The 25,555-nt window shown below is 69.8% G+C and carries 27 protein-coding genes; 24 read left to right on the top strand and 3 right to left on the bottom strand.

The genetic code is table 11. The annotated features are described in order from the left end of the window. Window position 1: 1 nt before the first annotated feature. The 13 genes from rpmD to truA all read left to right on the top strand — a co-directional run bounded on the left by rpmD (window position 2) and on the right by truA (window position 8,792). On the top strand, window positions 2–187 hold the full coding sequence (gene rpmD, locus ACRWK8_RS11950) for a 50S ribosomal protein L30 (RefSeq protein WP_014912857.1): 186 nt from the start codon (window positions 2–4) through the stop codon (window positions 185–187). Further along, a complete protein-coding gene (gene rplO, locus ACRWK8_RS11945; protein ID WP_017542990.1) occupies window positions 184–648 on the top strand; it encodes a 50S ribosomal protein L15 in 465 nt (154 codons plus the stop codon). The genes rpmD and rplO overlap by 4 nt, the downstream gene beginning before the upstream one ends. 280 nt (window positions 649–928) lie before the next feature. Beyond that, window positions 929–2,242: a preprotein translocase subunit SecY gene (gene secY / locus ACRWK8_RS11940; protein ID WP_378738531.1), complete on the top strand. Its 1,314-nt coding sequence runs from the start codon at window positions 929–931 to the stop codon at window positions 2,240–2,242. Next, on the top strand, window positions 2,243–2,902 hold the full coding sequence (locus ACRWK8_RS11935; RefSeq protein WP_378738529.1) for an adenylate kinase: 660 nt from the start codon (window positions 2,243–2,245) through the stop codon (window positions 2,900–2,902). After that, a complete protein-coding gene (gene map / locus ACRWK8_RS11930) occupies window positions 2,902–3,726 on the top strand; it encodes a type I methionyl aminopeptidase (protein ID WP_378738527.1) in 825 nt (274 codons plus the stop codon). Before ACRWK8_RS11935 ends, map begins: the two co-directional genes overlap by 1 nt. Before the next feature lie 90 nt (window positions 3,727–3,816). Beyond that, the gene (locus ACRWK8_RS11925; protein WP_378738525.1) at window positions 3,817–4,260 is read left to right on the top strand and encodes a DUF1707 SHOCT-like domain-containing protein; all 444 of its coding nucleotides are present in this window, start codon (window positions 3,817–3,819) and stop codon (window positions 4,258–4,260) included. Window positions 4,261–4,621: 361 nt separating this feature from the next. Beyond that, a complete protein-coding gene (infA, locus tag ACRWK8_RS11920) occupies window positions 4,622–4,843 on the top strand; it encodes a translation initiation factor IF-1 (protein ID WP_017578623.1) in 222 nt (73 codons plus the stop codon). A gap of 53 nt (window positions 4,844–4,896) precedes the next feature. Beyond that, window positions 4,897–5,010 carry a 50S ribosomal protein L36 gene (gene rpmJ, locus ACRWK8_RS11915; protein WP_082206327.1) on the top strand — a complete coding sequence of 38 codons (114 nt, stop codon included), beginning with the start codon at window positions 4,897–4,899 and terminating at the stop codon, window positions 5,008–5,010. 219 nt (window positions 5,011–5,229) lie between these two features. Further along, the gene (gene rpsM, locus ACRWK8_RS11910) at window positions 5,230–5,610 is read left to right on the top strand and encodes a 30S ribosomal protein S13 (RefSeq protein ID WP_017542983.1); all 381 of its coding nucleotides are present in this window, start codon (window positions 5,230–5,232) and stop codon (window positions 5,608–5,610) included. Window positions 5,611–5,679: 69 nt separating this feature from the next. Then, window positions 5,680–6,084, top strand: a complete 405-nt coding sequence (gene rpsK / locus ACRWK8_RS11905; RefSeq protein WP_017542982.1) for a 30S ribosomal protein S11 — start codon at window positions 5,680–5,682, stop codon at window positions 6,082–6,084. A 181-nt stretch (window positions 6,085–6,265) separates the two neighbouring features. Next, complete coding sequence (locus ACRWK8_RS11900) at window positions 6,266–7,288, top strand: DNA-directed RNA polymerase subunit alpha (RefSeq protein ID WP_017542981.1); 1,023 nt, start codon at window positions 6,266–6,268, stop codon at window positions 7,286–7,288. A 65-nt stretch (window positions 7,289–7,353) separates the two neighbouring features. Further along, entirely contained in the window at window positions 7,354–7,818 is a 465-nt protein-coding gene (gene rplQ, locus ACRWK8_RS11895) for a 50S ribosomal protein L17 (RefSeq protein WP_378738521.1), read from the top strand. Between the two features lie 128 nt (window positions 7,819–7,946). Then, window positions 7,947–8,792, top strand: a complete 846-nt coding sequence (truA, locus tag ACRWK8_RS11890; RefSeq protein WP_431870258.1) for a tRNA pseudouridine(38-40) synthase TruA — start codon at window positions 7,947–7,949, stop codon at window positions 8,790–8,792. Between the two features lie 269 nt (window positions 8,793–9,061). On the opposite strand, the gene ACRWK8_RS11885 is transcribed toward truA, so the two are convergent. After that, window positions 9,062–10,198: a hypothetical protein gene (locus ACRWK8_RS11885; RefSeq protein ID WP_431870256.1), complete on the bottom strand. Its 1,137-nt coding sequence runs from the start codon at window positions 10,196–10,198 to the stop codon at window positions 9,062–9,064. Between the two features lie 153 nt (window positions 10,199–10,351). Between ACRWK8_RS11885 and ACRWK8_RS11880 the strand changes: the two genes are divergently transcribed. The 5 genes from ACRWK8_RS11880 to ACRWK8_RS11860 all read left to right on the top strand — a co-directional run bounded on the left by ACRWK8_RS11880 (window position 10,352) and on the right by ACRWK8_RS11860 (window position 15,286). Continuing rightward, window positions 10,352–10,798, top strand: coding sequence for a hypothetical protein (locus ACRWK8_RS11880; RefSeq protein WP_431870254.1), 447 nt, complete (start codon window positions 10,352–10,354; stop codon window positions 10,796–10,798). A 567-nt stretch (window positions 10,799–11,365) separates the two neighbouring features. Next, a complete protein-coding gene (gene rplM / locus ACRWK8_RS11875) occupies window positions 11,366–11,815 on the top strand; it encodes a 50S ribosomal protein L13 (protein ID WP_378738514.1) in 450 nt (149 codons plus the stop codon). Window positions 11,816–11,852: 37 nt separating this feature from the next. Continuing rightward, window positions 11,853–12,362 (top strand): 30S ribosomal protein S9, encoded by a 510-nt coding sequence (rpsI, locus tag ACRWK8_RS11870; protein WP_378738511.1) that lies wholly within the window; start codon window positions 11,853–11,855, stop codon window positions 12,360–12,362. A gap of 164 nt (window positions 12,363–12,526) precedes the next feature. Beyond that, the gene (glmM, locus tag ACRWK8_RS11865; RefSeq protein ID WP_378738509.1) at window positions 12,527–13,864 is read left to right on the top strand and encodes a phosphoglucosamine mutase; all 1,338 of its coding nucleotides are present in this window, start codon (window positions 12,527–12,529) and stop codon (window positions 13,862–13,864) included. 393 nt (window positions 13,865–14,257) lie between these two features. Continuing rightward, entirely contained in the window at window positions 14,258–15,286 is a 1,029-nt protein-coding gene (locus ACRWK8_RS11860; RefSeq protein WP_431870251.1) for an ROK family glucokinase, read from the top strand. Window positions 15,287–15,289: 3 nt separating this feature from the next. On the opposite strand, the gene ACRWK8_RS11855 is transcribed toward ACRWK8_RS11860, so the two are convergent. Then, on the bottom strand, window positions 15,290–15,886 hold the full coding sequence (locus tag ACRWK8_RS11855; RefSeq protein WP_378738505.1) for a Uma2 family endonuclease: 597 nt from the start codon (window positions 15,884–15,886) through the stop codon (window positions 15,290–15,292). Between the two features lie 202 nt (window positions 15,887–16,088). On the opposite strand from ACRWK8_RS11855, the gene ACRWK8_RS11850 reads away from it, so the two are divergent. The 3 genes from ACRWK8_RS11850 (at window position 16,089) to ACRWK8_RS11840 (ending at window position 18,866) form a co-directional block, all read left to right on the top strand. After that, entirely contained in the window at window positions 16,089–16,862 is a 774-nt protein-coding gene (locus tag ACRWK8_RS11850) for an SDR family oxidoreductase (protein WP_431870249.1), read from the top strand. Between the two features lie 9 nt (window positions 16,863–16,871). Then, on the top strand, window positions 16,872–17,636 hold the full coding sequence (locus ACRWK8_RS11845; protein ID WP_431870247.1) for a crotonase/enoyl-CoA hydratase family protein: 765 nt from the start codon (window positions 16,872–16,874) through the stop codon (window positions 17,634–17,636). A 129-nt stretch (window positions 17,637–17,765) separates the two neighbouring features. Continuing rightward, window positions 17,766–18,866, top strand: coding sequence for a DUF6716 putative glycosyltransferase (locus tag ACRWK8_RS11840; RefSeq protein WP_431870245.1), 1,101 nt, complete (start codon window positions 17,766–17,768; stop codon window positions 18,864–18,866). A 6-nt stretch (window positions 18,867–18,872) separates the two neighbouring features. Here the strand turns inward: ACRWK8_RS11840 and ACRWK8_RS11835 are convergent, their stop codons facing one another. Then, complete coding sequence (locus ACRWK8_RS11835) at window positions 18,873–21,002, bottom strand: acyltransferase family protein (protein ID WP_431870243.1); 2,130 nt, start codon at window positions 21,000–21,002, stop codon at window positions 18,873–18,875. A gap of 589 nt (window positions 21,003–21,591) precedes the next feature. Between ACRWK8_RS11835 and ACRWK8_RS11830 the strand changes: the two genes are divergently transcribed. The 3 genes from ACRWK8_RS11830 to ACRWK8_RS11820 are packed head-to-tail and all read left to right on the top strand — an operon-like array spanning window position 21,592 to window position 25,554. Next, window positions 21,592–23,658 carry a phage tail protein gene (locus tag ACRWK8_RS11830; RefSeq protein WP_431870241.1) on the top strand — a complete coding sequence of 689 codons (2,067 nt, stop codon included), beginning with the start codon at window positions 21,592–21,594 and terminating at the stop codon, window positions 23,656–23,658. Beyond that, on the top strand, window positions 23,658–24,521 hold the full coding sequence (locus tag ACRWK8_RS11825; RefSeq protein WP_431870239.1) for a phage distal tail protein: 864 nt from the start codon (window positions 23,658–23,660) through the stop codon (window positions 24,519–24,521). The genes ACRWK8_RS11830 and ACRWK8_RS11825 overlap by 1 nt, the downstream gene beginning before the upstream one ends. A 28-nt stretch (window positions 24,522–24,549) precedes the next feature. Continuing rightward, window positions 24,550–25,554: a hypothetical protein gene (locus ACRWK8_RS11820; protein WP_431870237.1), complete on the top strand. Its 1,005-nt coding sequence runs from the start codon at window positions 24,550–24,552 to the stop codon at window positions 25,552–25,554. The last annotated feature ends 1 nt before the right edge of the window (window position 25,555 follow it).

Below are 25,555 nucleotides of genomic sequence, written 5' to 3'. Positions count from 1 at the left end.
CATGGCCAAGATCAAGATCACGCAGACCCGCTCCAAGATCGGCGGCAAGGAGAAGCAGCACGCTGCTCTCCAGTCGCTGGGCCTGGGCCGGATCGGTAAGTCCACCGTGCGCGAGGACCGCCCCGAGGTTCGCGGGCAGATCACGATCGTCTCGCACCTCGTCACTGTCGAGGAGGTCGCAGAATGAGCGACTACAACCCCGACGAGCTGCTCAAGCTGCACCACCTGCGTCCCGCCCCGGGTAGCAACAAGGCCAAGATCCGCAAGGGTCGCGGCGAGGCTTCCAAGGGTAAGACCGCTGGTCGCGGTACCAAGGGCACCAAGGCTCGTAACACCGTTCGTCCCGGCTTCGAGGGTGGGCAGATGCCCCTCATCCGCCGGATCCCGAAGCTCAAGGGCTTCAGCAACGCCCGGTTCAAGACGACCTACCAGGTCGTCAACCTGGACAAGCTGAGCGAGCTCTACCCCGAGGGTGGCGAGGTCACCGTCGAGGGCCTGGTCGCCAAGGGCGCGGTTCGCAAGAACCAGCTCGTCAAGGTGCTGGGTACGGGTGAGATCACCGTCGCCGTGCAGGTGAGCGCCAACGCGTTCTCCGGCTCCGCGAAGGAGAAGATCACCGCCGCCGGTGGCACTGTCACCGAGCTGTAGGGGTTTCCCTACGATGCGTACTGGGGGCGCCCGCCCGGCAGGTCCGAAAGGTCCTGTTGGCGGGCGCCCTCACGTGTTGTGAGTGTTGATCGTTATGACTCACGACACCTCGCGTCAGGTGATGACTGTTACAGTGCCATCTGTTTGAGCTCCCCGCTTGACGTAATGTGAGTACTTCCGAGCTCCGGGCGACAGGCCCGGCGCTGACGTTCTACGACGATTCAGGATCGGCCGCGATGTCTGGAACCCGTTCCGCCGCCGAAGCCGCGCAGGAGGAGACGTGCTAGGTGCGTTCGTTCGTGCATTCCGCACGCCCGACCTGCGCAATAAGCTGCTGTTCACACTGTTCATCCTGACGATCTTCCGGCTGGGCTCGGTGATTCCCGCTCCGGGCATCGACTCGGCGGCGATCCGGGAGCAGATGGACTTCATCACCGCGCAGGACCAGTCCGGTGTCTACGCATTGGTGAACCTGTTCAGTGGCGGCGCCCTGCTTCAGCTGGCGGTGTTCGCGCTCGGGGTCATGCCGTACATCACCGCGAGCATCATCATCAACCTGCTCACCGTCGTGATCCCGCGTCTGGAGGCCCTCAAGAAGGAGGGCCAGGCCGGACAGAGCAAGATCACGCAGTACACCCGCTATCTGACCCTCATGCTCGCCGTGCTCCAGGCCACCTCCATCGTGGCCATGGCCCGCACCGGCGCCCTCTTCCAGAACTCGATCGACCCGTCGGTCTACATGCCCAACCAGGACATCCTCACCATGGTGACGATCGTCTTCGTGATGACCGCGGGCACCGCGATCATCATGTGGATGGGTGAGCTGATCACCGAGCGCGGTGTCGGCAACGGTATGTCGCTGCTGATCTTCACCCAGGTCATCGCGATGTTCCCCTCCTCGATCATGGGCCTCTACGAGGAGCGGTCGGTCTGGATCTTCATCATCATCTGCCTCGCCGGTCTGGCCCTGATCACCGCCGTGGTGTTCATGGAGCAGGCGCAGCGCCGTATCCCGGTGCAGTACGCGAAGCGCATGGTGGGTCGTCGTATGTACGGCGGCAGCTCGACCTACATCCCCCTGAAGGTCAACCAGGCGGGCATCATCCCCGTGATCTTCGCCTCCTCCCTGCTGTACCTCCCCCAGCTGGTCGTCGGTCTGATCGGACAGGACTCCACCCACCCGGTGGCGCAGTTCTTCCAGACCTACTTCCTCACGGGCACCCACCCCGTCTACATGGCGACCTTCTTCGTCATGATCGTCGGCTTCGCGTTCTTCTACGTGGCGATTACGTTCAACCCCACTGAAGTCGCCGACAACATGAAGAAGTACGGTGGGTTCATCCCGGGTATCCGTCCGGGGCGTCCGACCGCCGAGTACCTGGACTACGTCCTGACTCGTCTGACGACCCCCGGTTCGCTGTACCTGGGTGTGATCGCTCTCCTGCCCATGGTCGCTCTCGGCGCCACCGGTGCCGACATGAACTTCCCCTTCGGCGGGACGAGCATCCTGATCATGGTGGGTGTCGGGCTGGACACGGTGAAGCAGATCGAGAGTCACCTCCAGCAGAGGAACTACGAAGGTTTTCTGCGATAAATGCGTGCAGTATTGGTGGGGCCGCCTGGGGCCGGCAAGGGCACCCAGGCCCAGATCCTCGCGGAAGAGCTGTCGATCCCGAAGGTGTCCACCGGTGACATCTTCCGGGCCAACGTCAGCGGTGGTACCGAACTCGGCAAGAAGGCCAAGGAGTTCATGGACCGCGGTGACCTCGTCCCCGACGAGGTCACCAACGCCATGGTCAAGGACCGGCTGGCCCAGGACGACGCGGCGGGTGGTTTCCTGCTGGACGGGTTCCCCCGCAACGTCCCCCAGGCCGAGACGCTCCAGGGCATGCTCGCGGACCTCGGGACCCAGCTGGACGTCGTCCTGGAGCTGCGGGTCGACGAGGAGGAGGTCGTCAAGCGCCTCTCGGGTCGTCGTTCCTGCCCCGAGTGCGGCCGCGTGTACCACGTGGAGTACGACGCCCCGAAGGTCGAGGGCACGTGCGACAACGAGGGTGCCGCGCTGTACCAGCGTGAGGACGACCGTGAGGAGACCATCAGGCACCGCCTGAAGGTCTACCGCGAGCAGACGGCTCCGCTGGTCGAGTTCTACACCGGTGAGGGCCTGCTGGCCACCATCGCCGCCACGGGCCCCGTGGCGGAGGTGACGGCCCGCGCGAAGGCCGCCATCGAGGAGAAGCGGTCGGCGGTCTGATGTCTCCCAGAGGTGGCTCGGGCGTGCAGATCAAGACGCCGGAACAGATCGCCAAGATGAGGGCGGCGGGTCAGGTCGTGGCCCGCGCCCTGGACACCCTCCGGGCCGCGGTGCGGCCCGGAGTGTCCACCCTCGAACTCGACTCGGTGGCCGAGAAGGTCATCCGGGACGCCGGGGCCGTTCCGTCCTTCAAGGGCTACCACGGCTTCCCGGGCTCGATCTGCGCCTCGGTGAACGAGGAGGTCGTGCACGGCATCCCGACCGCCGAGCGCGTCCTGGCGGACGGGGACATCATCTCCGTCGACTGCGGCGCCATCCTCGACGGCTGGCACGGCGACTCCGCGGTGACCATCGCTGTCGGGGAGGCCCGGCCCGAGGACCTCGCGATGATGGAGGTCTGCGAGGAGTCCATGTGGCTGGGGATCGCGCAGATGCGGCCGGGCAAACGCCTGGGCGACATCGGTTTCGCGATCGGCGGCCACATCTCGGCCAACGGCGGCTACGGCAACGTGCGCGAGTACGGCGGTCACGGCATCGGCACCGAGATGCACATGGATCCGCACGTTCTCAACTACGGCAAGAAGGGCCGTGGTCAGAAGCTGGTCGAGGGCATGTGCCTGGCGATCGAGCCGATGACCACGCTCGGCTCGCACGACGTGGTGGAGCTGGACGACGGCTGGACGGTCGTCACCCGGGACGGTGGCCGCGCCGCCCACTTCGAGCACACCGTGGCGATCACGGCGGACGGCCCGATGGTGCTGACCGCGCGTGAGTCGAACCGCGATAAAATCTCCCAGATGGGGCTCGTCCAGCCGACCTGGTGACGGCGGGCCCACCCCCCGACGCCCTCCGGCGATCAGTCGGAGCGGCGGGGGTGGCGACCACCCCCACGGGTGAGAGGCGAGGTACGCGCGATGTCCGACCCGGTGTCTTCGATGCGATCGTCCGACTCCGAACGCGACCGCGTGGCGGGGCTCCTCCAGGAGCACTTCGCCCAGGGGCGTCTGGACCACGAGGAGTTCACCGAACGCCTCAGCCAGGTGTACCGGTCCCGGACCGTGGACGAACTGGCCCTGGTCACCCGCGACCTCCCCGAGCGCGATCTCGCCGACGTCGGCCGGGCTCCGCTGGCCGACGCCGCGGCTCCGCCGCTGCGGCTGAGGGACCCCGCCCTGATGGTGCCGTGGGTCCTCTACGGTGGAGTGAACCTCCTCTGCTTCTTCATCTGGCTGATCCTGTTCTTCACCACCGAGGCCAGCTACCCCTGGTTCCTGTGGGTCCTGGGCCCGTGGGGGATCATGATGTCCGTCGTGACGTTCGGGGTGCTCGCCGCGCAGCGCGGGCAGGGCGAGGACTAGGAACCGCCGGATCCGCCGGGCACCGTCCGGGCGGCCCCCGGTGGCGGGAACAGGGCGCTCCGCGCGCCGGTTCGCCCCGTGGGGCGTACGGTGTAGGGTTCTGTGCCCTTCGGTTAGGAGTACTTGCCCGAAGGGGATAGACTGTCACTGCCCATACGCGGGCTGTTGGGTCAGTCTGCCTTCTTTGTGCCACGTCATTCCACTCGACGTACGCTCTCTCGCAGTTGGCCCGAGCTTCCAGTGTGTTCAGGCTCTGGCGACCAGGAATCCTCCGGTCGTCCGGGCTGTCGCGTCATGCGAGGCCACTGGGGTCGCGTCGGGTTGTCATGATCAACCAATTGATGAGCGAGGCGTGGAGGACATGGCGAAGAAAGACGGCGCCATCGAGATCGAGGGTTCCGTTGTCGAGTCGCTACCCAACGCTATGTTCAAGGTAGAGCTCGACAACAAGCACACGGTCCTTGCCCACATCAGCGGCAAGATGCGGATGAACTACATCCGTATTCTCCCCGACGACCGCGTCGTCGTGGAGCTGAGCCCGTACGACCTCACGCGCGGGCGCATCGTTTACCGCTACAAGTAGCCCGTCAGGGGCCGACGGCCCAAGACTGGTGATGTGATGAGTTCGGAGTCACCATGAAGGTCAAGCCGAGCGTGAAGAAGATCTGCGCGAAGTGCCGCGTGATCCGTCGTAACCGTCGGATCATGGTCATTTGCTCGGACCCGCGTCACAAGCAGCGCCAGGGCTAGTACCCCCGGTTCGCTCGCCGCGGCTTCCGCACAGCGAGGACCCGGTAGGGGGAGGATCCCCCCGCCGGGCAGTGAAACAACGAAAACCTGTTCCGATCTCCCGCCGTCGAGGACGCGCGGGGGAGAACCCCCGGTCGGAGGCCGGGGCCTCGTCGATTGGGCGACGAGAGGATGGAACGGGTCAGACCTCCGCATATGCATGGATGGAGTCTCGCCCACATGGCACGTATTGCCGGCGTTGACCTCCCCCGCGACAAGCGGGTGGAGATCGCTCTCACTTACGTCTTCGGGGTTGGCCGTACCCGCGCCCTCGAAACCCTGAAGAACACCGGTGTCGACGGGAACACCCGCGTCTACCAGCTGTCCGAAGAGGACCTGGTCAAGCTGCGCGAGTGGATCGACGCCAACTACCAGGTCGAGGGTGACCTGCGTCGCGAGGTCCAGGCCGACATCCGTCGCAAGATGGAGATCGGCAGCTACCAGGGCATTCGCCACCGTCGTGGCCTTCCGGTCCGCGGTCAGCGCACGCAGACCAACGCCCGTACCCGCAAGGGCAAGAAGAAGACCGTGGCCGGCAAGAAGAAGGCCGGCAAGAAGTAGTCCGCCTCGGACCTTTCAACCGCGTCCGAGAAGATACACACGGACCGATGATCTCTGGGAGTTTCGCTCATGCCGCCTAAGGGCCGTCAGGGTGCCGCGCGCAAGGTGCGCCGCAAGGAAAAGAAGAACATCGCCCACGGGCACGCTCACATCAAGAGCACGTTCAACAACACGATCGTGAGCATCACCGACCCCACCGGTGCGGTGATCGCCTGGGCCAGCTCGGGTCAGGTCGGCTTCAAGGGGTCGCGTAAGTCCACCCCCTACGCCGCGCAGATGGCCGCCGAGGCCGCGGCCCGCCGTGCCCAGGAGCACGGTGTCCGCAAGGTCGACGTCTTCGTGAAGGGCCCGGGCTCCGGCCGGGAGACCGCGATCCGTTCGCTTCAGGCGACCGGTCTCGAGGTCGGCTCCATCCAGGACGTCACCCCGGTTCCGCACAACGGCTGCCGTCCGCCGAAGCGCCGCCGCGTCTGATTGGCACCGGTGCCCGCGCCTCCTGCCGCGCGGGCACCCCGTGGTGTGGTCCGTGACCGTCTCCCGTGCGGAGGCGGCGCGGACCGGGTAGGAATCCGAACAGGGGACACCACCACTCCGGTGGTGTCCGTCCGGTGGCCGTCAAATAGCGGTCGGCCATGTGGAAGGGAAGTCACGGACCATGTTGATCGCACAGCGTCCCACGCTCACCGAGGAAGTCGTCTCGGACCTGCGTTCGAGGTTTGTCATCGAGCCGCTGGAGCCGGGTTTCGGCTACACGATCGGTAACTCTCTCCGGCGCACGCTGCTGTCCTCCATCCCCGGTGCTGCTGTCACCAGCATCCGCATCGAGGGCGTCGAGCACGAGTTCACCACCGTGCCCGGGGTCAAGGAGGACGTCACCGAGATGATCCTCAACCTCAAGGGTCTGGTCGTCAGCTCCGAGCACGACGAGCCGGTGCTGATGTACCTGCGCAAGCAGGGCCCCGGTGTGGTGACCGCCGCGGACATCGCTCCGCCGGCCGGTGTCGAGGTGCACAACCCCGACCTGCACATCGCCACGCTGAACGGCAAGGGCAAGCTGGAGATGGAGCTGACGGTCGAGCGCGGCCGCGGTTACGTCTCCGCGACGCAGAACAAGCAGCAGGGCCAGGAGATCGGTCGGATCCCGATCGACTCCATCTACTCGCCGGTGCTGCGTGTGACCTACAAGGTCGAGGCCACCCGAGTCGAGCAGCGCACCGACTTCGACCGCCTGATCGTCGACATCGAGACCAAGCCGGCCATCCGTCCCCGTGACGCCGTGGCCAGCGCGGGCAAGACCCTGGTCGAGCTGTTCGGTCTGGCGCGTGAGCTCAACGTCGACGCCGAGGGCATCGACATGGGCCCGTCGCCCACGGACGCCGCGCTCGCGGCGGACCTGGCGCTGCCGATCGAGGACCTCAACCTCACGGTCCGGTCCTACAACTGCCTCAAGCGTGAGGGCATCCACAGCGTTGGTGAGCTGGTTGCCCGCTCCGAGCAGGACCTGTTGGACATCCGTAACTTCGGTGCCAAGTCCATCGATGAGGTCAAGCAGAAGCTCATCGACATGGGCCTGTCCCTGAAGGACTCCCCGCCCGGATTCGACCCCAGCACCGCGGCCGACTCCTACGGCTCCGAGGACGACGAGGGTGAGTCCTTCGTCGAGACGGAGCAGTACTAACCTTCGTCGCCCCAAGGTCCCCGGCCGAGTGCGGCCGTGGACCGCATCACTAGGAGAACGACACCATGCCCACGCCTACCAAGGGCGCCCGTCTGGGTTCCGGGCCCGCTCACGAGCGGCACATCCTGGCGAACCTCGCCACCTCGCTGTTCCAGCACGGCCGTATCCGCACCACGGAGGCCAAGGCCAAGCGCCTGCGTCCGTACGCCGAGAAGCTCATCACGCTCGGCAAGCGCGGTGACCTGCACGCCCGTCGTCAGGTGCTGACCAAGATCACGGACAAGTCCGTGGTGCACGAGCTCTTCACCGAGATCGGTCCGCGCTTCGAGAACCGCCCCGGTGGTTACACCCGTATCACCAAGATCGGTCCGCGGAAGGGCGACAACGCCCCGATGGCCATCATCGAGCTGGTCGAGGCGCTGAACGCGCCCGCCGCTCCGGCCGCCGCTCCCGTCGAGGAGACCGCCGCGACCGAGGAGACCACCACGGAGGCCCCCGAGGCCACCGAGGAGAGCTCCGAGAGCAAGTAGGGCTGACGTGCGTGGGGCCTCCGGGCCCGCGTGCCAGGCTCGTCGAGTGCCCGACCCTCGCGGGGGTCGGGCACTTCTTCTTTTCATGGGGGCGCGCTCCGAGGGGCGCGCCCGGATGCGGGGTGGGGATGGACGAGAACGAGACGACCGTCCGGCTGCGACTGGACATCGCCTACGACGGCACCGACTTCTCCGGGTGGGCGACCCAGCCGACCCGGCGCACCGTGCAGGGCGAGCTGGAGTCCGCGCTGGCGAAGGTGCTCCGGCTGCCGTCGGCCTCGGTGACGTGCGCCGGGCGCACGGACGCCGGGGTGCACGCGCGCGGCCAGGTGGCGCAGGTGGACGTGCCGGTCGCGACCTGGGAGAGCGAGGGGGAGCGGGTGCTGCGCAGGCTGGCCGGCGTGCTGCCCCGGGACGTGCGTGTCAACGCCGTCCGGGTGGCCCCTCCGGGTTTCGACGCACGCTTCTCGCCCCTGTTCCGGCGCTACGTGTACCGCGTCAGCGACGCTCCGTACGGCGTGGAGCCGCTGCGCCGCCGGGACGTGCTGTGGCACCGGCACCCGGTGGACGTGGACCGGATGAACGAGGCCGCCGCGCTGCTGGTGGGCGAGCACGACTTCGCGGCCTTCTGCAAGAAGCGTGAGGGGGCCACGACCATCCGCGAGCTCCTGCGTCTGGAGTGGGTGCGGGAGGAGCAGTACCTGATCGCGGGGACGATCCAGGCCGACGCGTTCTGCCACAACATGGTGCGCGCCCTCGTGGGGACGCTCCTGGCGGTGGGGGACGGGCGGCGGGGGGTCGAGTGGCCCGGACGGGTTCTGGGCGCGGCCGTGCGCGACTCGTCGGTGCACGTGGTGGGTCCGCAGGGGCTGAGCCTGGAGGAGGTGCGCTACCCGGCCGACGAGGAGCTGGCCGGGCGGGCGAGCCTCACCCGTCGCGTGCGTGAGCTGCCCTGCAAGGGGCACGCGGGGTAGACGGAGCGCAGACCGGGAGGGGCCTCGTGCGCGCGTGCGTGTCTGAGCCCGTGAGCGCGTGCGTCCCGGAGCCCCTGTGAGCCCGTGTGAGGGCGTGCGGGGTGCGGCGCCTGACCTTGGGGCTTCCGAGGCGCGTGGGGCTCAGAGGGCAGGCCTGTGCGGGCGGAGCCCTGAGCTCCCCCATGAGGACAAGTAGAGCTGGAAACACGGGACGGCGCCACCCTGGTCCACTGGGCTGTGGACAACCGGGGTGGCGCCGCCTCGTGTGGTCAGGCGCGGTCGTCGGCCAGCGCCGAGTGGGCGCTCTCGATGAACCCCTCGCCGATGTCGCGCAGCTCGGTGGCGTCGGCGCCGTCCTCGGTGCCCTCGTCGCTGCCGTCGCTGTTGGCGGACAGGGAGAAGAGGAGGTAGCGGCCCCACTGGCCGCTGCTGCCGTGGCCGCCCGAGTAACCGAGGCGCTCGGCCGGGGTGCCCTCCTCGCCGGGCAGCCCGGCGAACCACGCGGCGCCGACCAGGTCCTGGGCTCCCAGGGCCGTCTCGGCCTCCGCGTCGCTGGGCAGGGCGGCGACCCCGACCGTGACCGCGTGGTTCTGGTCCTCGCTCAGGTAGGACGCGCGCACCAGCTGACGGCAGTCGTTGTCGGTGAGCACCTGGCCGTAGTCGCCGTGGGTGCCCGAGGCGCAGTCCTCGCTGTCATCCACGGCCACGCGGCTGAACGTGCCCTGGCCTTCGATCTCGATCTCCTCGGGGAAGAGGCCGTCCGCGGAGAGGGCTCCCGAGTCGGCGCCCTCGTCGGAGACCGTGGCCGCGCCGGTGCCGCCGGAGCCGAAGTAGAAGGCGCCGCCGCCAGCGATCGCCAGCAGGGCGACGAAACCCGCGCCCATGAGGACGAGCTGGCTCCGGGGGCGCTTCCGCGCGGGCCCGTCGTCGTAGTCCTCGTAATCGTCGTAGTCGTCGTAGTCGTCCCGCACGCTCTGGACGTCGAACTGGGCGGTGTCCGCACCGGCGTCCTCGGGAACCTCGTCCCGGTAGAGCGGACGGGCACCCCCGGAGGGAGCGGCCGGGACCGCTCTCAGGTTCTGGGTCGCTCCCATGGCGTCGGCCGGGAAGACAGGCTCCTCGGAGGGCCGGGGCGGTTCCGGCGGCTGGACGGGGTACGACGGCGGCCGACCCCCGGAGGGCGCGCCGTGCGGGGGCATCCCCGGGGCTCCGGGGCCTCCGGGCGGGCCCGGCGGAAGGGAGTTGGGCGGGGGCGGGATCGGTCCGCGCATCGACGGCTGGCCGCCGGTGGGCATCGCCTGGGGGCCGCCGGGCGGAACCTGGGGGCCGCTGCCGGGAGGGCCCTGGGGCGGGCCGGGCTGGCCGTGGGGCGGCTGCGGTGGACGGCCCTGGGCGTGCGGAGGCATCGGCCCGCCCTGACCGGGGTGCGGTGCCCCGGGAGGAAGGGGCGGGCCCGGGTGGGGGTGGCCGGGAGCCTGCGGTCCGGTGACCGGCCGTCCGGGGCCGGGAGGACCGCCGTGGGGGCCGGCGGGGGGGACGTTCGGACCGCTCTGAGTGAGATGTCCCATTCCGGGGTGGCCGCCGGTGGGGGCACCGGGACCGCCGGGACGGGGTCCGCCCTGCTGCGGACCGCCCGGGTGGGGCGGTGCCTGCGGGCCGCTCGGGCCGGCGTGCGGCGGGAGCTGGGGGCCGCTGTGCGCACCGGGAACACCCTGCGGCCCGGTGCCGCCCTGGGGCGGCTGCGGGAACTGGCCGTGCGGGGGGAGGCCCGGAGCGGGCTGCGGCGGCTGCGGGCCGGAGTGCCCGGCGTGCGGCGGGAACTGCGGACCCGAGGGGCCCGCGTGCGGCGGGAACTGCGGCCCGGATGTGGAATGCTGGCCCTCAGGCTGGGAGGGCGCACCGAGCAGGTCCCGACCGTCGCCTGCCTCCGGCTGGAGAGGTCGTCCGTCTGGGCCGTACTGAGGCGGGTTCGGATGGGTACTGATGGGAGTCTCCGAAGGCTCTGAGAGTGGGACTGGGCCGCGGTTCGCCGGGCCCGTGGCCTGTGTCCGCGCTGGGGCTTCCGTACTGCTTCAGCGGACGTTCGGCGATCGTGACGGGCGTCTCCAAGGTGCGGCGCGCCGCCCGTGGTACCGGGCGGATACCGGCCTTTTGGTGCAAGGGTAACCAACGCGTGGGCGAGAGCAGGACGAAGCACTCCCGGCGACAGGCATAATAAAAGGCGGAGAGGTCACGGATGTGAACCCGTCCCGGCGCTTTCCCGCCAGACGTATCCCATCGGTCGGCCCGACGCTCGCTTTGACCTGCGTTAGGGTGGACAGGTAGGATATTTCGTCGTTGTGCGTTGAGTTGCCGTGGGCCCCAAACTCCCGAAGCTGGGTGCCGATCCACGCACCATCGTCTGCGCACTCACGACCGGGTCGTCCTGATTGGACATGGGACATCCGGCCAAGTAACAGCCCCGCACCCGCGGCGGCTGTTCCCGGCCCCGCACCCGTAGGGGTGTTCCGTAATACGAGTCCACCATCCCGTTCGGGATGGGGCAGCCGACTGAAGAGCGAAGGCGAACGATCGTGCGCACATACAGCCCCAAACCAAGCGATGTCCAGCGTCAGTGGCACGTTGTCGACGCTACCGATCTCGTGCTCGGGCGTATGGCGAGCCAGGTCGCCACGCTGCTTCGGGGCAAGCACAAGCCCTACTACGCGCCCCACATCGACACCGGCGACTTCGTCATCGTCGTGAACGCCGAGAAGGTCGCCCTGACCGGCAAGAAGCTGGACCAGAAGCGTGCCTACCGGCACTCCGGTTACCCCGGCGGTCTGCGTTCGATCGCGTACGCCGACCTGCTGGAGAAGAACCCCGAGCGGGCCATCGAGAAGGCCGTCAAGGGCATGCTCCCCAAGGGCTCCCTCGGCCGTCAGATGGGCAAGAAGCTCAAGGTGTACGCCGGTGCGGAGCACCCGCACCAGGCCCAGCAGCCGGTTCCGTTCGAAATCAAGAAGATCGAGCAGCCCGCCTAGGCGTTCGCAGACTTTTACAGGAAGCACGAGGATAACCGTGGTCGAGCCCACCGGCATCGAAGACGTCGAGCAGGAAATCGCCGAGAACCCGGAGGACTTCCCCTCCGAGTACACGAGCGAGTCGGACGAGACGACCGCCGCCTACGTCCCCACCGCGTCCGGCCCCAGCGCCGGTACCGGTCGTCGTAAGCAGGCCGTCGCCCGCGTCCGCATCGCCCCCGGTTCGGGCGAGTGGAAGATCAACGGCAAGCCGCTTGATGTCTACTTCCCGGACAAGGTCCACCAGCAGACGGTCAAGGACCCCTTCGTCTCCCTCGGGTTCGACGGCGCCTACGACGTCTTCGCCCGTCTTGACGGCGGCGGCACCAGCGGCCAGGCCGGCGCCCTGCGTCACGGCATCGCCCGTGCGCTGGCGACCCTGGACGCCGAGAACAACCGTCCGACCCTGAAGAAGGCCGGCTTCCTCACCCGTGACGACCGTGAGGTCGAGCGGAAGAAGGCCGGTCTCAAGAAGGCGCGCAAGGCTCCGCAGTTCTCCAAGCGCTAATGCTCATGCGCCGGCTCCTGCTCGGCTGAGCTTTCGCCCGTACGTCGTTCCCTCTGTCGGGGACGGCGTACGGGCTTTTGGTTTTTCCGGTGGCTTTCTCGGCCACGCTGAAATTCACCGGCGCCGGCTCTCTCCGGCGCCGCTTTCGAAAGGGGCTGTCGCCTGTGGCTCGGCTGTTCGGAACCGATGGTGTACGCGGTCTCGCGGGACGCGACCTGACCGCTTCGCTCACCCTGGAACTGTCCATCGCGGCGGCGAGGGTCCTGGCCCGTGCCGAGGGGGAGCGGCGACCGCTCGCGGTGGTCGGCCGCGATCCCCGCGCGTCCGGTGAGTTCCTGGAGGCCGCGGTCGTCGCGGGCCTGGCGAGCACCGGTGTGGACGTCGTGAAGGTCGGCGTGCTGCCCACACCGGCCGTGGCCTATCTCACGGGTGCCCTGGGCGCCGACTTCGGTGTGATGCTCTCGGCCAGCCACAACCCGGCTCCGGACAACGGGATCAAGTTCTTCGCCCGGGGAGGCCAGAAGCTGGAGGACGCCCTGGAGGAGGAGATCGAGGGCATGCTCGGCGTCCCCTCGACCCCCGCCGTGGGCGACGCGGTCGGCCGGGTCACGGAGTCCCACGACGGCGCCGAGCGGTACACCCAGCACGTCCTGGACTCGCTCCCGCACGCCCTGAACGGGCTCAAGGTGGTCATGGACTGCGCCCACGGAGCGGCCAGCACGGTCGCCCCCGAGGCGCTGCGCCGAGCGGGCGCGGAGGTCATCGCGATCGGTGACCAGCCCGACGGCCACAACATCAACCAGGGGTGCGGGTCCACCAGCCTGGCGGCCCTCCAGGAGGCGGTGCGGCTGCACGGCGCCGATGCCGGTATCGCCAACGACGGCGACGCCGACCGCTGCCTGGCCGTGGACTCCGAGGGCAACGTGGTGGACGGCGACCAGATCCTGGCGATCCTGGCCACGGAGGCCAAGGACGCCGGGCGTCTGGAGAAGGACACCCTCGTGGTGACGGTCATGTCGAACCTCGGTCTGAAACTGGCGATGGCGCGCGAGGGCGTCACCGTGGTGGAGACCGCGGTCGGTGACCGGTACGTGCTGGAGGAGATGAAGCGCGGCGGGTTCGGTCTGGGCGGCGAGCAGTCCGGCCACGTGATCCTGCTCGACCACGCCACCACCGGGGACGGTCTGCTGACCGGCCTGCACCTGCTGGCCGCGATGGCGCACCGGGGCCAGGGCCTGGCCGAGCTGGCCAAGGTGATGACCCGCCTGCCGCAGGTGCTCATCAACGTCCCCGACGTGGACCGTTCCCGGGCGGCGGAGTCCGAGGAGCTGGCCGCCGCCGTCCGCGAGGCCGAGGCGGAGCTGGGCGAGACCGGGCGGGTGCTGATCCGCCCGAGCGGGACCGAGCCGAAGGTGCGGGTGATGGTGGAGGCCCCCGAGCTGGAGCAGGCCACGGCCGTGGCCGAGCGTCTGGCCGGGGTGGTGCGCACCGCCCTCGCGTAGGGCGTTCCTCCCACGATTCGAGCGCGCATCCGGGCACACGTCGGCCCGGGTGCGCGTTCTCGTGTGTGTGCGGTGTGGTGGGGCGGCCCCCGGCGGGCCGCTGCCTAGGGAGTGTTTTTTGGATGCTTTCGCCGGTGGCGGCGGAGCCGCCATCGATGCGAGCGGTCGCCAGGCAATTTCTCGCAAGACGATGAGTGAAGCTGCCCCTACTGTGCCCTGCTACGCGAGCTCCGCAGCTTCGCACAGCGGGGGCCCGCCCGGGTTTGGCTGTCCGAGCTTCATCGGCGCGGCGAGAGGCAGCCTGGCAACGCGAGCGCGGAATGATCCAAAAAGCACGACCGAGGGTCGGATGACCGGGGACCACTGGTCCCCGGAGGGTGGAGTGGAGCGGGCATGATGACGAACGCGCGGTACGGGCACTCCCTCACCGTCGGTGTGGACATCGGGGGGACCAAGGTCGCGGCCGGGGTGGTCACCCCCGGCGGCCGGGTGCTGGCGCGGCTGCGCACCGAGACCCCGGCGCGGAGCCGGAGCGCCACGGTGGTGGAGGACACGATCGTGTCGGTCGTGTCCGAGCTGCGCCGGGAGTACCGGGTGCGTGCCGTGGGCGTGGGCGCGGCCGGGTTCGTCGACGAGCGCCGTTCCCGGGTGCTGTTCGCCCCGCACCTGTCCTGGCGTGAGGAGCCGCTCAGGGACGCGCTCTCCGTGCGTCTCGGGCTGCCCGTGGTGGTCGAGAACGACGCGAACGCCTCGGCCTGGGCCGAGGTGCGGGCGGGCGCCGCGCGGGGCGTGGACGACGTCGTGGTGGTCAACCTGGGCACGGGGATCGGTGGCGCGATCGTCCTGGGCGGGGAGCTCAGACGCGGGCGCTACGGGTTGGCGGGCGAGTTCGGTCACATGACGGTGGTGCCGGGCGGGCACCGCTGTGAGTGCGGTAACCGGGGTTGCTGGGAGCAGTACGCGAGCGGGAACGCGCTCACCCGTGAGGCCCGCGAGCTGGTGTCGGCGGAGTCCCCGGTGGCGGAGGTGCTGTGGCAGGCCGTGGGCGGGGACCCGGCGCTGATCACGGGGCCGCTGGTGAGCGAGCTCGCGCGGAAGGGGGACCGCGCCTGTCGTGAGCTCCTGGAGGAAGCGGGCGGGTGGCTCGGTGTGGGGTTGGCCAACCTGGCGGCGGCCTTCGACCCGGAGCTGTTCGTGATCGGCGGTGGAGTGTCCGAGGTGGGTGAGTTGCTGCTCGGCCCGGCCCGGAGCGCCTTCGCGAGGAGTCTGACCGGCCGGGGTTACCGGCCGGAGGCCCGTGTCGTCGCCGCGGCCCTGGGCAACGAGGCGGGACTGGTGGGCGCCGCAGACCTCGCGCGCGAGGCCCTGCCGAGGGGTCGCGGACGCCGCCGCCAGCAGCGCCTGGGCAGGGCCCGGTGGTGAGGGTCAGCGCCGAGGGGCCAGCGCCCGCACGTCGACGTCGATCGGGAAGGGCACGTCCAGCTTGAGCCGCTCCCGGGCGATGGTGGTCGGGACGTAGCGGGGATCACGGCCCCCGTCGAGTTCGTACACGTGGATCGCGGGCCCCGTCTCCTCCGGTTCGATCCGCCAGAAGTGCGGGATTCCGGCTGCCGCGTACTTCATCGGTTTGGTGGTGCGGTCCCGCTCCCGGGACTCCGGGGAGACGATCTCGATCGCGATGAGGACGTCCTCGGGCGGGACGTGGGTGGCCTGGTACCAGTCGAGGTGGTCGTCCCTCCCCTCCTCGAACTCGTAGACGAGGATGTCGGGTTCGGGCCGCTGGTACTTGCCCAGCTTCATCGTCATCTCGGCGAGGACATCGACGCACTTGGGTGCCATGTCCTGGAGTTCGTGTGCCAGGTTGATCATGACGTGCGAGTGAAAACGGGTCTGGGGGGAAAGCAAGACGAGCGCTCCGTCGATGAGTTCCATCCGGGGTACCCCCGGAGGAAGTCGGTCCATGTCATCAGCGGTCCAGCCCCCGGGCGGGGTGAGGAACCAGTCGGGGAGCGGCTCGGCCATCGAATCCTCCTGGGTCGATTCCTGGGGCCACTCTAGTGTCGCTGTTCTTCGCATGACAGGAAGGTAGCGCTGAGTGACGACAGAAGAACGTGCCTTGCTCATACCCGCTCCAGTGGGTTCCAACGGCGCTGGTCAGGGCGTTACCCGTGATTAACCGAACCCGGTTCTAGTGCGCGGGTCACATTCTCTGTAGAGTGCGGCCATGGATCTCAACGGAATCTCCGCCCTCGTCTCGGGCGGCGCCAGCGGCCTCGGTGAGGCCACCGCCAAGGAACTCGCCTCCGCCGGAGCCACCGTCGTCATCGCCGACCTCAACGCCGAGCGCGGCGAGGCGGTCGCCAAGGAGATCGGTGGCGTCTTCGTCTCCACCGACGTCTCCCAGGAGGACCAGGTCAAGGCGGCCGTCCAGGCCGCCGTCGACACCGGAAAACCCTTCCGGGTCGCGGTCTCCTGCGCCGGGATCGGCTGGGCGACCCGCACGGTGGACCGGAACGGCAACCCCCACGACCTGGACAGCTACCAGAAGGTCATCCAGGTCAACCTCATCGGCACCTTCAACGTGCTGCGCCTGTCGGCGGCCGAGATCGCGAAGACCGAACCGGTCAACGAGGACGGCGAGCGCGGCTCCATCCTCAACACCGCCTCCCTCGCGGGCATCGAGGGCCAGATCGGTCAGATCGCCTACTCCTCCTCCAAGGGCGGCGTGATCGGTATGACCCTCCCTGCGGCGCGCGACCTCGCGGCCATCGGCGTCACCGTGAACACCATCGCACCCGGCATCCTGGAGACGCCCATCTACGGCGACGGCCCGGGCTCGGAGGAGTTCAAGCAGCGCCTCGCCGCCCCGGTCCCCTTCCCCAAGCGCCTGGGCACCGCCGCCGAGTTCGGCAAGCTGGCCCGGACCCTGCTGGAGGTCAGCTACGTCAACGGGGAGGTCGTCCGGATCGACGGCGGCCTCCGCATGCCCCCGAAGTAGGAGGACACCGTGTCCGACGAGGTTCTCTACACGGCTGAGGACGGCGTCGCCGTCATCACCATCAACCGTCCCAAGGCGAAGAACGCCGTGAACGCGGCGGTCGCGACGCGCATCGCGGAGGCCCTGGACGACGTGGACGCCCGCAAGGACGTCAACGTCGCGATCATCACCGGCGCCGGTGGCACCTTCTGCGCCGGGATGGACCTCAAGGCCTTCATGAAGGGCGAGGTCCCGGTGGTCGAGGGACGCGGGTTCGGCGGCTTCGCCGAGCGCGGCCCCAAGAAGCCCCTCATCGCGGCGGTCGAGGGGTACGCCCTCGCGGGCGGGTTCGAGGCGGTGCTCGCCTGCGACCTGGTCGTGGCGGCGGACAACGCGAAGTTCGGCATCCCCGAGGTCAAGCGCGGCCTGGTCGCCGGAGCCGGTGGGCTCCTCCGCCTCCAGCACCGCATCCCACGCAACATCGCGATGGAGTTCGCCCTGACCGGTGACTTCGTCGGCGCGGGACGCCTGGCCGAGCTCGGTCTGGTCAACCAGGTCACCGAGAGCGGAGGAGCCCTGGAGGGTGCCCGCGCCCTGGCGGCCCGGATCACCCCCAACGGCCCGCTGGCCCTGAAGGTCTCCAAGGAGATCATCCAGGCCTCGGACGACTGGTCCTCGGACCAGATGTGGGACCGGCAGAACGAACTGGCGGGCCCCGTGTTCGTCAGCCAGGACGCCATGGAGGGGGCGATCGCGTTCGCCGAGAAGCGCGACCCCGTCTGGAAGGGCGAGTAGCGCCCGCACACCCGGCGGCCGTCCCCGAGGGGCGGCCGCCGTTCGCCTTCTCCCAACCATGCGTTCCCGAGTGGTCACTCTCCGTGTGTAGCCTGGGAGCTCCATCCGGAACGCCAAGGAGGCGGCTTCGTGACCCTCATTCCCACTGGGAGCCGCCCCGCTACCCGGGTCGGGGCGCCCACGATCCTGGCGGTGTCCGACTCGTCGGAGCGGGTCGGTCTCACCGTCGCCATGCTCGACCGGCTCTCCGGAGCCGGAACCACGGTCGGGCTCGCGGTGGCCCGCACCGACCGGACCCCCTCCCCGGCCCGGATCCGTGACGAGACCGAGGGCAGCCGGCAGGCCGGGCTGCGCGTCCCGGTGCTCACCGCGCGCCAGGTCCGCTCCCTGGTCCGACGCCACCGGCCCGACGTCGTGCTGCTCAACTGCTCAGGTCCGCTGGTGGAGACGCTGTCCTGCTCCCTGAGGTCCGTGGTCCGCCGGTACCGGCCGGTGGTGGTGTCCGCGCTTCCAGCGCTCTCGCTGCCCGCGGCGGAGGGGGAGTGGCTGCACCGTTCCAGGGTCGACCTGCTCGTGGCGCACAGCCGCCGCGAGGTCGCGGAGTACACCGCCCTGGGGGAGAGCCTCGGCGTCCGGGGTGAGGTGGGGCTGGGCAGCCTGCCGCTCGGGCGGCGGAGCGAGGACCGGGGCGCCCGGCGTGACCGGATCGTGTACGCCGCCCACCCCGGGGCGCCGGACACCGAACGCGGGCGCCGGAGCGTCCTGCTGGCCCTCACCGAGCTGGCGGAGAGCCGACCCGACCTGGAGGTCGTCGTCCACCTCGGACGGGATCCGGGAGACCGCCTCCCGTTCGTGGAGTCCTGGCGCTCCCTGGTCCGCGCCGACCTGACGGAGGACCACACCCTGGTCTTCCGGTCGGGGCGTCTGTCCGACCAGCTCGACCGGGCGCGCGGTCTGGTGGCGGTCGGTTCCGCCGCGGTGGTCGAGGCCCTCGCGCACCGGGTGCCCACCCTGGTCCTCACCGACTTCGGGGTCGGTCCGGGGGCGGGCAACGCGGTCTTCGAGGGCAGCGGCCTGTTCGGCACCCTGGCGGACCTGCGTGCCACCCGGTTCCGGCGGCCCAGCCGGGAGTGGGGCGAGCAGAACCACTTCCACGCGCCCGAGCACGACGACTGGGTGGACCGCCTGCGCATGCTGCACGGGCGCAGGCTCCGGGGCGAGCTCGGCTGAGGCCCGTCAGGACTGGTTGCCGCCCTCCTCGGCGGCTGCCTCCTGGAGCGGCAGGGCGGCCTCCGCGAGGGTCAGCTCCGCCTCGGGCGCCCGGTTCGCGGCGGCCAGCAGATAGGGCTCCATGACCATGGCCAGGGACTGGGAGAAGGAGTACGAGAAGTGGTTGGTGTCGTAGTACACCAGCTGGTTCCCGATCACTCCGTGGCACACCTCCTCCTGGCACAGGTAGTTGGTCATGTCCAGGAAGCGGGTGTTGGCCGGGACGTCGGTGAGCTCCTCGTAGGGGGCCTCCGCCGCCATCGAGTGGGACCTCGGCTCCGCGCACTCCGACCGGTGGTTGCGGTCGGTGCAGTCGGGGACCCGGAAGGAGAACCGGGGGGTGTCCCGGACCGCGACGACGTCCACGCCCCGCTCGTCGAGCTGGCGCCAACGCTCCACGAAGCCCGCGGGGACGTGCTCGTCGGGGCCGGTGCGCACGCTCGTCAGCGAGGCCAGGGTGAAGACCGTGTCCGGCTCCAGTTCGTCCAGCGCGGTCATGACGTTGTCGTTCCACTGGGTGCACTCGGGGAACTCCGCCCCCCGGTACCACTGCTCCTCGGCGCTGAACTGGCAGGCGTTCTTGGTCATGGTGACCAGTCGCCACCCGTGCTGGTCGGCCAGGGTCTCCAAAGCCTGGAACCAGTGCCGGACGTGGGAGCTGCCCACCAGGGCGATCGTGTAGTCGGAGCGCACGTCCCCGAACTCGCAGGTGACCACCTCCGGCTGGTTGCTCAGCGCGTTGCACTCACGGGTCTGGTCGATGGTGTCCCGGGCGACCGTGGTCGTGTCCGGGTAGATCGGCAACGCGGGCAGGTTCCGCGCCAGGTCCTGATCGAGGTGGACCGCGGCGCCCGGGTAGGCGAGCGGGTTCGAGCTCAGCTCGGTGCGCAGCTGCCGGTCGCGTTCGATCGACTGCCCCCACAGGGAGCCCGCCACCAGCACGGGGACGACGAAGAGCACTCCGGCCGCCAGCGACCACACCGGGGTGCGGAGCCCGCGGGTGGCCCGGTTCACGCCGCCGTCCACCAGCCAGCTGGTGGCCAGCGCCGCCGCGAGGGACACCGCCAGGACGAGGAGGCCGCCGCCGGGGGTGGGACGGTCCAGGCCGGTCAGTTCCAGGTGCAGGACGAGCACCGGCCAGTGCCACAGGAACAGGGTGTAGGCGTGCCCGCCCAGCCAGGTCAGCGGGCGGGCGCCCAGGAGCCGGTTGGCGGACAGTCGGCCGTTCTCCGCCCGGCCCGCGCCCGCGAGGATGATTAGCAGGGCCGCCAGGGTGGGCCACAGGGAGGCGTAGCCCGGATAGGGCAGGGAGTCGCCGATCACGAACCCGCACAGGACCAGCGCGACCAGCCCGAGCCACCCGGCGGCCGTCCGCGCCCAGCCGGGCAGGTCCACCCGGTGCACGAAGAGCGCGAGCAGACCGCCCAGGGCCAGTTCCCACAGGCGGGCACCGGTGTCGAAGTAGGCCCACACCGGCTCGGTCGAGGTGATCCACAACGAGTAGGCGAAGGAACCGGCGAAGACCGCGCCCACCGCCACGGTGGCGCCCCGGCGGACCGACCGGCCCAGCCGGACGGCGACCAGCGCGGCGACGCCGATCAGGACCGGCCACAGCAGGTAGAACTGCCCCTGCACGGCCAGGGACCAGAAGTGCTGGACGGGGCTGGCGGCGGAGTTCTCCGCCATGTAGTCGACCGATCCCAGCGCCAGGTGCCAGTTCCCGTAGTAGAGGGCGGCCGCCCACACGTCCTCGATGACGGTCGTCCACTGGGAACGCGGGAAGTACGCGTGGGCCGTCACCAGGACGGCGGCGAGCACGACCGCGCCCGCGGGGAAGAGCCGCTTGACCAGCTTGGTCCAGAAGGCGGCGACGTCGACGCGCCCGTCGCGTTCCATGGCCCGGACCAGCGACCCGGTGATGAGGAAGCCGGTGAGCAGCAGGAAGACGTCGACTCCGCCGGAGACCGTGCCGAACCAGATGTGGTAGACGGCGATCAGCAGGGCGGCGACGGCGCGCAGCCCCTCGATGTCGGGGCGGCGGCGGGTCACGTGGGGTGTGACGGGGTCGTGGGCGCGGTTCAGGGCGGAAACGGACACGGGTCTGCCTCGGGCTCGAAGGAGGTGAGGGCAGGGGCCAGCCGGGCCGTTCGGGCGACGGGGTGCCGGGCACGCGGTGGGGGCTGAGGGAGACGCCCTGCCGGTCCAGTATCAGCAGCACCGGGGTGTGTCCTGTGTGAGGGACGGGGGCTGTTGTCGAGTCGAGATGGAATCTGTGTGAATGCGTATCCCTGAACAGGGAGAACGTGTGCGCGGGGTCACATCCGGGTGTGTGTCTGCCGCGTACTCACACGACACCGGGGGATCGCACGGCCCCGGCCGGCCTCGGCGAGCGCGACGCTGTCCCACCCCGTCCGTCCCCAACCGATCGGTTCGGGCCCTTGTGGGGGATCCATGAGGTGTGGCACGCTTATGGAGAGCACCACAGGTGTGTCCGACCCGGCCCAGAGCCGGGTTTTCGTGTTTCCGGGGTTCTTGCACGTCCGACGCGCGTTCCGCCGCCCAGAGCCGTCCAGTCGCTCGGCCGCGCCCTCCTCTCCCGCCCGTTCCGGGCCGCGTCGTGTCCGTCCGCCCCCACGTCCCCGGTCCCCGGGACCGTTGCCCCCCGACGGCCGAGCAGAGGTGAGCCATGTCCGGCGCCGTGTCCGTGCGTGTCCAGATGATTCCCGAGTTGAACAGCATCGGTGAGCAGGTCAGGAAGCAGCTGGAGCAGGACTTCGCGACGCTGCCGCAGGTCGGCAGGGACGCGGGTGGTCAGGTTAGTGAGCAGCTCGCGGGCGCCATCAACGAACGGATCTCCGCCGGGTTGTCCGGCGCGCCCCCGGCCGTCCAGGCCTACGGGCAGCAGATCTCCGACACCCTGACCAGCACTCTTGTCGGCGCCGGCCAGAGCATCGGCGCCCAGCTCGGCGCGGCCATGACCACCGGGGTGTCCCCTCGGGTGAGCGAGATGTTCTCCGGGCTGCCCGGCAGCGCCTCCGGGGCCGCCTCCCAGGCGGCCGAACTCATCGGGAAGGGACTCGACGCCCTGCCCGGGGCGGTCGAGACCCTGGGGGCCGAGGCCGGGCGCCGCCTGACCGACAAGGTCACGGACGGGGCGGGAGAAGCCGGTAACCAGGGCGGCACCCTGCTCGCGGACAAGGCCAACGAGATGATCGAGAGCGGTCTCTCGAACATGCCCCCCGCCGTCCAGGCGTTCGGAGGTCAGGTCGGTGAGACACTCAGCGCCACGCTGCCCGCCGCCGGAGAACGGATCGGTCGGGCGCTGGCGAGCAGGCTCGTCGACGCGGCGGCCCCGGTGGTCGCCCAGGGGTTCTCCACCGGCACCCAGGCGCTGCGCGATCTGGCCACCGGGTACCGGACGGCGGGAGCCGGGGCCGACGGCTTCGGCAGGAACGCGACCAAGGGAGGGGTGGCGGCCAAGGCGGGGGCGATCGGCAGCAACCTGATGGCCGGGGCGCAGAAGGCGCTGAACACCGTCATGAAGGCCAACCCGATCGGCCTCATCGTCACGGCCCTGGGCGCACTGGTCGCCGGCCTCGTGTACGCCTACCAGAACTCCGAGACCTTCCGGGAGATCGTCGACGGGGTCTTCTCCTTCGTGAAGGAGATCGCCGAAGGGGTCATGGCCTTCTTCACGGAGACGTTACCGGGCATGTGGACGGCGCTGCTGGAGGCCGCGCAGGACTTCTGGGACGCCCTTCTCGGTCTCATCGAGACCGCCTGGGAGTGGATCACGACGATCCTCGCCCACCACCCGTTCGCCCTCCTGTTCACCTACTGGGACGAGATCACCGCGTTCATCGGTGAGGCCTGGGACTGGCTGGTGGAGAAGACCGGCGAGGTCTGGGACTGGCTGGTCGAGAAGATCACGGGAGTGGCCGAGACCATCGTCGAGTTCCTCACCAGCGTCTGGGAGCGGGTCACCGGTGCCGTCCAGGCGGCGTGGGACTGGGTGGTGGAGCTGATCGACGCGGCCTGGCAGACGGTCCTGGACACGATCAGGGCCGCCGTCACCTGGGTGGTGGAGCTGGTCGAGGGGCTGCGTGAACGGATCGGGGCGGTCTTCTCCGCGATCCGCGAACGGCTGGGCGGGATCGTCAGCGGCATCGCCACCGCGATCAGCAACGCGTTCGAGAACGCCCGGAAGTGGGCGGTCGAGAAGTTCGAGGCCCTGCGCACGGGGGTCGAGGACAAGGTCAAGGCGGTCCTGGAGTTCGTCGGTGACCTGCCAGAGGAGATCAAGGGCTTCTTCTCCGACGCGAAGAACTTCCTGCTGAACGCCGGCAAGGACATCGTCCGGGGGCTCATCGACGGTATCGACGCGCTCTGGCAGAAGGTCAAGGACAAGCTCTCCGGGCTCACCGACCTGATCCCGGACTGGAAGGGTCCGGCGCGGGTGGACAAGAAGCTGCTCACCCCGGCCGGGCGGATGATCATGGACGGCCTCATGGACGGGATCGACGACCGCTTCCCGGACCTGCGCGGCCAGCTCGGAGACGTCAGCGGTGAGATCACCAAACGGGTGGTCCCCGCGTCCCTGGAGGTGCGCGACCACGCGGCGGCCCGGTCCGGCTCCCCGCTCACCCAGGGCGGTCCGGTGGTCAACATCGAGCGGTTCGAGGCCACGGAGGAGATGTCGCCGCACGAGGTCGGGGACCGCCTCATGTTCCTGATGCGATCGAGAGGCATGTGATGAGCGGACTCCGGGAGGGACAGATCCGCTGGCGCGGACGGCTGCTGTTCGACGGACGCGGGCTGGCCCTGACCGAGTTGGAGGGCTGGGACGATCTGCCCGAGATCGAGACCGGCAACGTCGAGCGCGCGGCCCGGCACGGCGCCTGGCCGGGGGCGGCCCTGGCGGGACAGCGGCTGGTCACGGCCGTCGGGGTACTGACCGGGGCCGACTCCCTCGCGGACGTGCACGGGGTGCTGCGCCCGCTGCGCCGGGCGCTGACGCTCACCGACGGAGCCCGGCAGCATCCTCTGGAGATCTGTGTGGGCGGGGAGACTCTTACGGCCAGCGCGCAGGTCACCGCCCGGGTCATCCCGGGGGGCCCGGCCTTCCGGAGCGCGCGTCCGATCGTCACGGTGCAGTGGACCTGTGCCGATCCGCGCAGGTACGGGGCGGAGCGCCGGGAGACGGTCCATCCTCCCCGGCCCAGTGAGGACGGCCTGGAGTACCCGCTGGTGTATCCGCTCGACCACGGTGAGCCGGCTCACGGAGGCGGGGCGAACCTGCTCAACGACGGGGACAGCCCCACTCACCCCGTGGTGGAGGTGGCGGGGCCGTGTTCCCGGCCGCGCCTGATCAACCGCACCACCGGGACCACCCTGGAGTTCGGCCTCACCCTGGCCGGCTCCGACCGGCTCGTCGTCGACTGCGACCAGGGGACGGTGATCCTCAACGGTGTCGACGGCTTCCACCACATCGCTCCCGCGTCCGTTCCCCCGGAGCACTGGACGCTGGCCCCCGGGACCAATCCGGTCCACTTCCGCCCGCAGACCTCCGAACCCGAGTCCTGGGCCCGCTTCCGCTGGCGCGACGCCTACCTGTGACACCGCCGTCCAACGACTGGAGGAACACATGACCATCCGATCCCTGGCCCTGCGCTCCGGAGCGACCTCCGCCGAGGACCACCGGGTCGTCCTCGGGGCACTCCTCGGCGGCAGCGCGGAGGGGGAGACCCTGGACCGGCGCAGCGGGATCTTCCACGGCAGGGGCACCGCCGACCTGGGCGGTGCCGATATGACCGCGACCGTCGCCCCCTTCGTGGCCGCGGTCCGGGGGGCGTCCGCGACCCATCAGGGCACCTATCTCGTCGCCAGCACCGAGACCGTCGAGATCGAACTGGAGGACGGACCGGCCGAGGGCGACCGCGTGGACGTCGTCGGCGTGGTGGTCCGGGACGACACCTACGACGGTTCGGGCGAGACGTTGGTCGAGGTGCGGGTCGTCGATCCTGACTCCGACGAGACCTACCTGCCGTTGTTCGAGATCACCGTTCCCCAGGGGGTCACGGCGGGTGAGGGTGGGATCGACTGGCCGCAGGAACCGGGGGACGCCCTGCCCCAGGGCGTCGCGGACCAGCGTGACTACACCTCGGTGGCGGGCGGGGTGGTGCGGGTCCCCGACACCGCAGCCCGGAACCGGATGCGGGAGGTGGCGGACGGGACGCTGGCCTACGTCGCCTCCGGTCGGAACCTCTACGTCCGTGAGGAGGGAGCGTGGGTCACGGTCGCCGGTCCGGATCACGAGGAACGCAGGCCCAGGGTCGTGACCGGCCTGGTGACCCAGGTGGTGGCCGACGAGCCCACCGGAGACTACTTCCGGGGCGGCGCCAGGATCGAGTTCGCGCCGGGCACCTTCGAGGAGACCCCGGCGATCTTCCTCACCGGTGTCAGCGACGTCCCCGGCAACCTCAAGGAGATCACCTCCATCCACAGGAACAAGGACGGCTTCACGATCCGCGTCGCGCGCACCAACAACACCCCGTTCACGGTGAGCTGGATGGCGGTCGAGCGGACCGAGGAGACGACGGAGGCGGTGAAGCCGCCCCCGCAGGGCCAGGCACGGGACACGGCGGAGTGAC

Origin of the sequence: Nocardiopsis eucommiae (assembly GCF_965344335.1) — a bacterium.
Classification (GTDB): Bacteria; Actinomycetota; Actinomycetes; order Streptosporangiales; family Streptosporangiaceae; genus Nocardiopsis; species Nocardiopsis eucommiae.
The sequence above is the reverse complement of the archived record's forward strand: the minus strand, read 5'-3'. Positions and strand labels throughout refer to the sequence as shown.

Excerpts from the sequence above, each read along its gene's own strand:
- ACRWK8_RS11850 (WP_431870249.1), top strand. The coding sequence starts at position 16,089 with ATGGATCTCAACGGAATCTCCGCCCTCGTCTCGGGCGGCGCCAGCGGC.
- rplQ (WP_378738521.1), top strand. The coding sequence starts at position 7,354 with ATGCCCACGCCTACCAAGGGCGCCCGTCTGGGTTCCGGGCCCGCTCAC.
- ACRWK8_RS11900 (WP_017542981.1), top strand. The coding sequence starts at position 6,266 with ATGTTGATCGCACAGCGTCCCACGCTCACCGAGGAAGTCGTCTCGGAC.
- rplO (WP_017542990.1), top strand. The coding sequence starts at position 184 with ATGAGCGACTACAACCCCGACGAGCTGCTCAAGCTGCACCACCTGCGT.
- map (WP_378738527.1), top strand. The coding sequence starts at position 2,902 with ATGTCTCCCAGAGGTGGCTCGGGCGTGCAGATCAAGACGCCGGAACAG.
- ACRWK8_RS11935 (WP_378738529.1), top strand. The coding sequence starts at position 2,243 with ATGCGTGCAGTATTGGTGGGGCCGCCTGGGGCCGGCAAGGGCACCCAG.
- ACRWK8_RS11880 (WP_431870254.1), top strand. The coding sequence starts at position 10,352 with ATGTCCCATTCCGGGGTGGCCGCCGGTGGGGGCACCGGGACCGCCGGG.
- ACRWK8_RS11825 (WP_431870239.1), top strand. The coding sequence starts at position 23,658 with ATGAGCGGACTCCGGGAGGGACAGATCCGCTGGCGCGGACGGCTGCTG.
- rpsK (WP_017542982.1), top strand. The coding sequence starts at position 5,680 with ATGCCGCCTAAGGGCCGTCAGGGTGCCGCGCGCAAGGTGCGCCGCAAG.
- rpmJ (WP_082206327.1), top strand. The coding sequence starts at position 4,897 with ATGAAGGTCAAGCCGAGCGTGAAGAAGATCTGCGCGAAGTGCCGCGTG.
- ACRWK8_RS11830 (WP_431870241.1), top strand. The coding sequence starts at position 21,592 with ATGTCCGGCGCCGTGTCCGTGCGTGTCCAGATGATTCCCGAGTTGAAC.
- infA (WP_017578623.1), top strand. The coding sequence starts at position 4,622 with ATGGCGAAGAAAGACGGCGCCATCGAGATCGAGGGTTCCGTTGTCGAG.
- ACRWK8_RS11860 (WP_431870251.1), top strand. The coding sequence starts at position 14,258 with ATGATGACGAACGCGCGGTACGGGCACTCCCTCACCGTCGGTGTGGAC.
- truA (WP_431870258.1), top strand. The coding sequence starts at position 7,947 with ATGGACGAGAACGAGACGACCGTCCGGCTGCGACTGGACATCGCCTAC.
- ACRWK8_RS11885 (WP_431870256.1), bottom strand. The coding sequence starts at position 10,198 with ATGCCTCCGCACGCCCAGGGCCGTCCACCGCAGCCGCCCCACGGCCAG.
- ACRWK8_RS11820 (WP_431870237.1), top strand. The coding sequence starts at position 24,550 with ATGACCATCCGATCCCTGGCCCTGCGCTCCGGAGCGACCTCCGCCGAG.
- ACRWK8_RS11855 (WP_378738505.1), bottom strand. The coding sequence starts at position 15,886 with ATGGCCGAGCCGCTCCCCGACTGGTTCCTCACCCCGCCCGGGGGCTGG.
- ACRWK8_RS11925 (WP_378738525.1), top strand. The coding sequence starts at position 3,817 with ATGTCCGACCCGGTGTCTTCGATGCGATCGTCCGACTCCGAACGCGAC.
- rpmD (WP_014912857.1), top strand. The coding sequence starts at position 2 with ATGGCCAAGATCAAGATCACGCAGACCCGCTCCAAGATCGGCGGCAAG.
- rpsM (WP_017542983.1), top strand. The coding sequence starts at position 5,230 with ATGGCACGTATTGCCGGCGTTGACCTCCCCCGCGACAAGCGGGTGGAG.